This window comes from [Clostridium] symbiosum ATCC 14940 (assembly GCF_000466485.1).
Lineage (GTDB): Bacteria > Bacillota > Clostridia > Lachnospirales > Lachnospiraceae > Otoolea > Otoolea symbiosa.
Genome location: NZ_KE992983.1, coordinates 1 through 6,387 on the forward strand (window position 1 = coordinate 1; position 6,387 = coordinate 6,387).

Here is a 6,387-nt window from a genome sequence, read left to right on the forward strand (position 1 = left end):
GTACTGAAACCCTACACTTATATATTAGGAGGAGAAGGTAAAGTTGACAAGTACAAATAGAAACGGAGGGATTGCAGTATGAGTATGGGTACGATATTTTGGATTTTGACGGTTATAATTTGCGGTGTTTTTCTTATTATTTCTATAAAGGTGAAGGATCAGGCGAATGAAAGCTTTTCGCAGTATGCCATTGGCGGCAGTTCCTTTCCTATGATTCTGATTTTCTTCACCCAGTTTGCCACGATTATGGGAGCCGGCAATTTTATCGGCCATGCCGGAAGCGGATATGAGCAGGGAATCGGCTGGCTGGCTTTTATCCTGGGCGAGCAGGGCTCCAAGATTATTTTTGCCCTGGTTTTCGCCGGTTTAGCAGGACATTTTACTTATAATACGATGCCGGAGATGATTGATGATCTTATCGTCCGCGACAAATTTACCAGGGCTCTCTGCGGAATCCTGGGCGCCTGCATCATGATCGCATGGGTAGGCGGTCAGGGAAAGGCGTTCGGAGAACTGTTCCAGGTCTTTACCAATGCCAACCCAATTCCAATCATTTTTTTGTTTTCTGTTATTTTTATTGTCTATACGGTCATGGGCGGTGTCTACAGCGTAGTGTGGACCGACTTGTTTCAAGGAATTATCTGCCTTGTTTTCGGAACCGTGTTCTACCTGTTTGCCTTCAGCAAGGTGGATTTCAGCCTGGCCGTACTGGGAAGCCGTCTGGCGGAGGTAGGAAAGGGCGAACTGTGGAGCTTTGCCAATGTGGATTTGATGGGCAGTGTCAACAAGTTTCTGACCGGTCTCATCGGCGTTTTGGTAGCCCAGACATACTGGCAGCGCTGCTATGCCTGCAAGAATGCCAAAACCGCCCGTAACGGCCTGCTGTACAGCGGGATTATCTGTGTGGTTATGACAATGATGACAGCACTGGTTGGTTTGATTATTATGACAATGAATCAGGATCTGAGCAGCGGAAATGCAATGCCTTGGTTCATGATGCACTGCACGCCGCCGCTTATCGCCGCAGGAATCTTCACCTTGATTCTCTGCGCAGGCATGTCCTCGGCGGATTCCTGCCTGAATTCAGCGGCGGTTCTGGTTGTCAATGATCTGGTCCGTCCGTTCAGCCGCAGCTCCGATCGTGATCTGGTGAAGGATGCGAAGATTGCAACCGTTATCATCGGCGTGGCATCTTCTCTGGCGGCTATCTATGCATCCTCGGTTATCTCCCTGTTTGCCAAAGCTTATTCCATGGCTGGAGCCGGGATGGCCCCTTTGCTCTGCATCGGTCTGGTGTGGAAGGAGCGGAAGGGAGAAAAGACGGAAATGAGCCGGTGCAACAGCAGGATTACCCCCTGGGGCGCCCGGGCAGGCATTGTGACCGGAGCCGTGCTTTCCCAGCTCTCTTTCCTGGGAAATAACGCAGTGCTTATCGGCCTGGCGGCCTCCTCTGTAGTTATCGTGGCAGTTTCTCTTTTGACGAAAAATGTCCCTGTCGAGCCGGTTTTCCGGAGCGAAGGGGACGAACACCCGATTCCCAAGATGGAGAAGTAACATATAGTATCAGCTGCGGTTCAGAGTCCTGCCTGTTTCAGGCAGAGATTTGAACCGCAGCTGTTTCATTTCGGACGGTGACCTGTGCGCGGAGCGTGCAGGTTATCGTTTCATCCTTTTTTCGAGAAACGTAATTCCCTGATACAGCACTGCCGATACGATACAGAGTATCACAATCGACATAACCACCATATCCATTTTGAACACCTGTGAACCATAAATTATAAGATATCCAAGCCCCTTGTTCGCCGCCAGAAATTCTCCGATAATGACACCGACAAGGCATAGTCCCACATTGACCTTCATATTACTGATAATCAGAGGGATTGAGCCCGGCAGAAGCACTTTGGTAAGTACGTCCTTCCGTTTACCGCCCAAAGAATAAATCAGCTTGATCTGATCCGGATCCGTGTGGCTGAAACCGTTGTGCAATGTCATTATTGCCCCGAATACAGCCACGGAAACGGCAGCCACAATAATCGTTTTGATATTATTGCCTAACCAAACAATCAGAATCGGAGCCAGCGCAGATTTTGGCAGACTGTTGAGCATGACAAGGTACGGCTCCAGTATATCCGACAGGCTCTTGCTGGACCACAACAGAATGGCGCCCAGAAGGCCGATGGTGACGACAAGGAAGAAGCTCACAAGCGTCTCCATAATTGTGACACCGGTGTGTAAAAAAATACTGCCGTCCTTCACCATGCTTAAAAAACAGAGTATGATGCGGGACGGAGAACTGAAAATAAAGTCGTTAATGATATCGAATCTGGCGCAGATTTCCCAGAGTGCCAGTAAAATAAAAAGAAGCAGAATGCGGCAGATTGTGACCATTCTGCGGCGGCGTTTCTGCCTTGCAATAAATGCCTGCTGGGCCAGGGTTTCATGTAATTCCATGAGACACCTCCTGATAAGGATAAAGAGTAGGCGGCTTTACAGGGCTGAGCCCTAATGGGCCGCAAAGATGCACCCGCCCGGTAAACGGCGCGATCCGGCGCTGTCAACCATGGAGTGTTTTAGTTTTGCAGGATCTTCCAGACTTCATTAAAATAACCTGAAAATTCAGGATCATTTCTCCTTTCAAGAGGGCTTAAACCCGGTGTGGAAAATGGGATGGGCAGTATTCCTTTGATCCTTCCCGGCCTCTTTGAAAGAATGATAATCCGATCCGCCACACTGACGGCCTCCGACAGATCGTGGGTAATCAGAATGGCAGTTTTATGGCGGCCTCTGATGATAGTGCTGATATCATCGCATACGGATAGGCGTGTCTGATAATCCAGTGCAGAAAAAGGCTCATCGAGGAGAAGGATATCCGGCTCCAGAGCCAATGTCCTGATAAGGGCGGCACGCTGGCGCATTCCGCCGGAGAGCTCGGAGGGGCGGGAATTCTCAAAATTACCCAGTCCATAGGAATTCATCAGCTCCCTCAGGTCGTTTTTATGGCGTTCATCCATCTTGTGCTGAATTTCCAGTCCGAGAGCTGCGTTGGAAAGGATTGACCGCCATTCGAACAGGTGATCCTTTTGGAGCATGTAACCGATATTGACTTTGCTGTCGGGGAGGGGAATGCCGTCAATCAGGATTTCTCCTTCGTCCGGTTTTAACAGCCCGCTGAAAATGGAGAGCAGAGTTGACTTGCCGCAGCCGGACGGCCCGACAATTGCAATGAATTCTCCAGTGTCTACGGTAAACGATATATTAGAAAGGGCCTGAGTCTCCCCGTCCATGGAATGGTAGGAATAACTGAGGCCTGAAACTTCCAGTTTCGCAGTCATATAACACCTCTAAAACATACTGGCTTTAGTTTAAGATATGAAAATTTGTCAGGGACGTGAGCTTTAGGGGAATGAATTGCAATGATTTTTGATTGCCGTCTCTGCCTGTCTGTAGTAAAATAATGATCAGAAAGAAAGACCGGTCGATTTTATCGGAAGCGCAGGGATTTCCTGTGAATATATTAGCCGGAACCGGGAAATGAGGCAGAGTATGGCGGGGACTAAGATAAACAGGGACAGTGAGAAGACAGAGCCGTCCTTTAAAAGCGGCGGGCCTGAAGATAAGACAGGCAGAAAGCAGGATTTCACCCAGGGAAACATTGTTAAACAGATAGTGGCTTTTACACTGCCGTTAATCGCCTCCAGTCTTCTTCAGGCTCTTTATAATATGGTGGATATGGTGATAGCGGGCCGCTTTGCAGGCCCGTCCGCAATTTCGGCGATCAATAATTCGAGCCAGATTCTTGTTATTATTACGAAGATTGCCATTGGCATCACCACAGGGGGATGTGTGCTGATCGCCCAGTTTTACGGGGGGAAAGAAGATAGGAGCAGGGAGGAGGCAGCCGGTACCCTTGTGTCTTTAGCGGCAGTCCTGGGCATTGCTTTTTCCGTAATACTGGCTGCATCATCCGGAGGAATCTTAAGGATACTTCAAGCCCCTGCTTATGATGAGGCGGTGCTGTATCTGAGAATCTGTTCGGCCGGAATGTTTTTTGTTTACATATACAATGCATTTTCATCCATGCTGCGCGCCGTCGGAGACAGCAGGACGCCGATGCGTATCGTGATTGCCACCACCATACTCAATGCAGTCCTGGATCTTGTATTCGTTGCAGGGTTCGGAATGGGAGTAGCCGGAGCTGCCTGGGCAACTGTGATCGCCCAGGTGCTGAGCGCCTTGCTCAGCCTGGCCGCAATCATGAAAGAAAAAGAATTAATCCGCTTTACAAGGGAATTTTTGCGCATCAGAATGGGGATGCTGAAACAGACGCTGAAAGTCGGAATTCCCAGCGCGGTGCAGATGACCATAGCCGGTTTTTCCTGGCTCCTTGTGACATTTCTGATCAACCGTTACGGGACGGATGTCTCAGCGGGCAATGGAGTTGCAATTAAAATTAAAGACCTCTGCCAGCTGTTAATCAGCGCCATGTCAACGGGAGCTGTTTCCGTAATCGCCCAGAACCTTGGCGCCGGACTCTACGACAGGGCCAAAGAAGTCATGTATACGGCAATGAAGATGGCTGTTGTGGTGAGCTTGGCTACGATAGTGATAGTGGAATTTGCCGGACCGTGGCTGGCTGCTATTTTTACCGACGACCGGACGGTAATCGCAGGTGCGGTGCTGAATATGAGGATTGAGATTATCGGCCAGATATTCTATGCGATCTTCATGATATACCATTCCATGATGATCGGGGCCGGACATTCGACCTTTGCAATGATGTCCAGTTTTACAAACTGCATTATTTTCAGGGTAATCCTGGCAATTACGTTTGAAAAAATCTGGGGTCTGGAGGGGATTTATATCGCATGCGCAATAGCACCGTTTTCCTCGGTGCCGTTCGGTTATTTATACATCAAATCAGGCATCTGGAAGAGGAGCCTTGTTAAAGTAAAGGAGAGAGAAGATTGATTAGAAAATACATGTTGGCAATGATACAGATGGACACACAGAATGATAAGGGCATCAACCTGGAACAGGCGTCGGCCTGGATTGACGAGGCGGCCTTACGAGGCGTTAAGCTTGTCTGCTTTCCGGAAGTCATGAACCTGATTGGCCGAAATGTGGGAGAAGGCGGCGGCAGGGAGCAGATTCCGGGGTATACGACAGATATCTTATGCAGGAAAGCAAAGGAGCATGGAATTTATATCCATGGAGGGAGCATTACCGAGGAGCTGCCCGGCGAAAAGCGCTCGGCCAATACCAGCGTTCTGATTTCACCGGAAGGAAAAATACTGGCGTCCTACAGCAAACTCCATATGTTTGACATCACGCTTGCGGACGGTACACCGTTTAATGAATCGGATAAAGTCCGGCCGGGGGAAAAGATTGTGACGGTGGAGACGGAGCTTGGCGTTTTTGGAATGTCGATCTGTTATGATGTGCGTTTTCCGGAGATGTACCGTCTGATGACATTAAAAGGGGCGCAGGTGATTTTTGTTCCTGCCAGCTTTACGATGCCGACCGGGAAAGATCACTGGGAACCGCTGCTTCGGGCCAGAGCCATCGAGAACGGCTGCTACATTGTGGCGCCGGGGCAGATTGGAAAGAAACCGGCTTATGTGGCTTATGGCAACAGCCTTGTCGCAGATCCGTGGGGGACCGTAATAGCACGGGCAAAGGATGTACCTGGGATCACATATGCGGAGATCGATCTGGACTATCTGGATCAAATCAGAAAACAGATTCCTTCCCTGGAAAACAGGAGAACAGATTTGTATGATGTGGAGGACAAAAAATCATAGTCAATAGAAAGGGGAATAAGAATGGATGCATTACAGGCTATAAAAGGCAGAAAAAGTTATAGGAGCACGTTTAAAACGGAACCGATCCCGCGGGAGGATTTGAGGGAGATTGTGGAAGCCGGTTTCCTGGCGCCGTCGGGCTGCAATCTTCAGACGACCAAATTTATCGCAGTGGACGACCCGGAGCTGGTAAAAAAACTGGCGGAGATTTACGGGCATGAGTGGGCGGCGACAGCTCCCGCGGCAATTCTTTTGCTGACAAAGAAAGTAATTGCTCCCAGCGGCGAGACCTATTATATTCAGGATTTTGCTGCTGCGGCCGAAAATATTCTGATTGCGGCTACGGCAAAGGGATATGCGACAACCTGGATCGAAGGACAGCTCCATCACAATGGCGAGGACAGAAAGATGGCACAGCTTCTGGGTGTGCCGGAGGATTTAAATGTGGCAGTCTACCTTCCGATTGGAATACCGGATTCCACGGTTCCGGCTCCAAAGAAGATGGCTTTTGAAGAGAGGGCCTGGTTTAACGGATATGGGGGCTGAGCCGGTCGCCGCCGGTACGGCCAGCGGACGGGGTGGTGGG

General features: G+C 49.6%; 6 protein-coding genes. 4 read left to right on the forward strand and 2 right to left on the reverse strand.

Annotated elements, in window-relative coordinates; translation table 11 throughout:
- Nucleotides 1–78 precede the first annotated feature (78 nt).
- Entirely contained in the window at nucleotides 79–1,554 is a 1,476-nt protein-coding gene (locus CLOSYM_RS16595) for a sodium:solute symporter family protein (protein WP_021643009.1), read from the forward strand.
- A 102-nt stretch (nucleotides 1,555–1,656) separates the two neighbouring features.
- On the opposite strand, the gene CLOSYM_RS16600 is transcribed toward CLOSYM_RS16595, so the two are convergent.
- Nucleotides 1,657–2,451 (reverse strand): ABC transporter permease, encoded by a 795-nt coding sequence (locus CLOSYM_RS16600; RefSeq protein WP_003508372.1) that lies wholly within the window; start codon nucleotides 2,449–2,451, stop codon nucleotides 1,657–1,659.
- 119 nt (nucleotides 2,452–2,570) lie between these two features.
- Nucleotides 2,571–3,332: an ABC transporter ATP-binding protein gene (locus CLOSYM_RS16605; protein WP_003508373.1), complete on the reverse strand. Its 762-nt coding sequence runs from the start codon at nucleotides 3,330–3,332 to the stop codon at nucleotides 2,571–2,573.
- A gap of 211 nt (nucleotides 3,333–3,543) precedes the next feature.
- On the opposite strand from CLOSYM_RS16605, the gene CLOSYM_RS16610 reads away from it, so the two are divergent.
- The 3 genes from CLOSYM_RS16610 to CLOSYM_RS16620 are packed head-to-tail and all read left to right on the forward strand — an operon-like array spanning nucleotide 3,544 to nucleotide 6,347.
- Nucleotides 3,544–4,968 carry an MATE family efflux transporter gene (locus CLOSYM_RS16610; protein ID WP_044902680.1) on the forward strand — a complete coding sequence of 475 codons (1,425 nt, stop codon included), beginning with the start codon at nucleotides 3,544–3,546 and terminating at the stop codon, nucleotides 4,966–4,968.
- Nucleotides 4,965–5,801, forward strand: coding sequence for a carbon-nitrogen hydrolase family protein (locus CLOSYM_RS16615; protein WP_009298304.1), 837 nt, complete (start codon nucleotides 4,965–4,967; stop codon nucleotides 5,799–5,801). Before CLOSYM_RS16610 ends, CLOSYM_RS16615 begins: the two co-directional genes overlap by 4 nt.
- Nucleotides 5,802–5,822: 21 nt before the next feature.
- Nucleotides 5,823–6,347: a nitroreductase family protein gene (locus CLOSYM_RS16620; RefSeq protein ID WP_009298303.1), complete on the forward strand. Its 525-nt coding sequence runs from the start codon at nucleotides 5,823–5,825 to the stop codon at nucleotides 6,345–6,347.
- Nucleotides 6,348–6,387 lie beyond the last annotated feature (40 nt).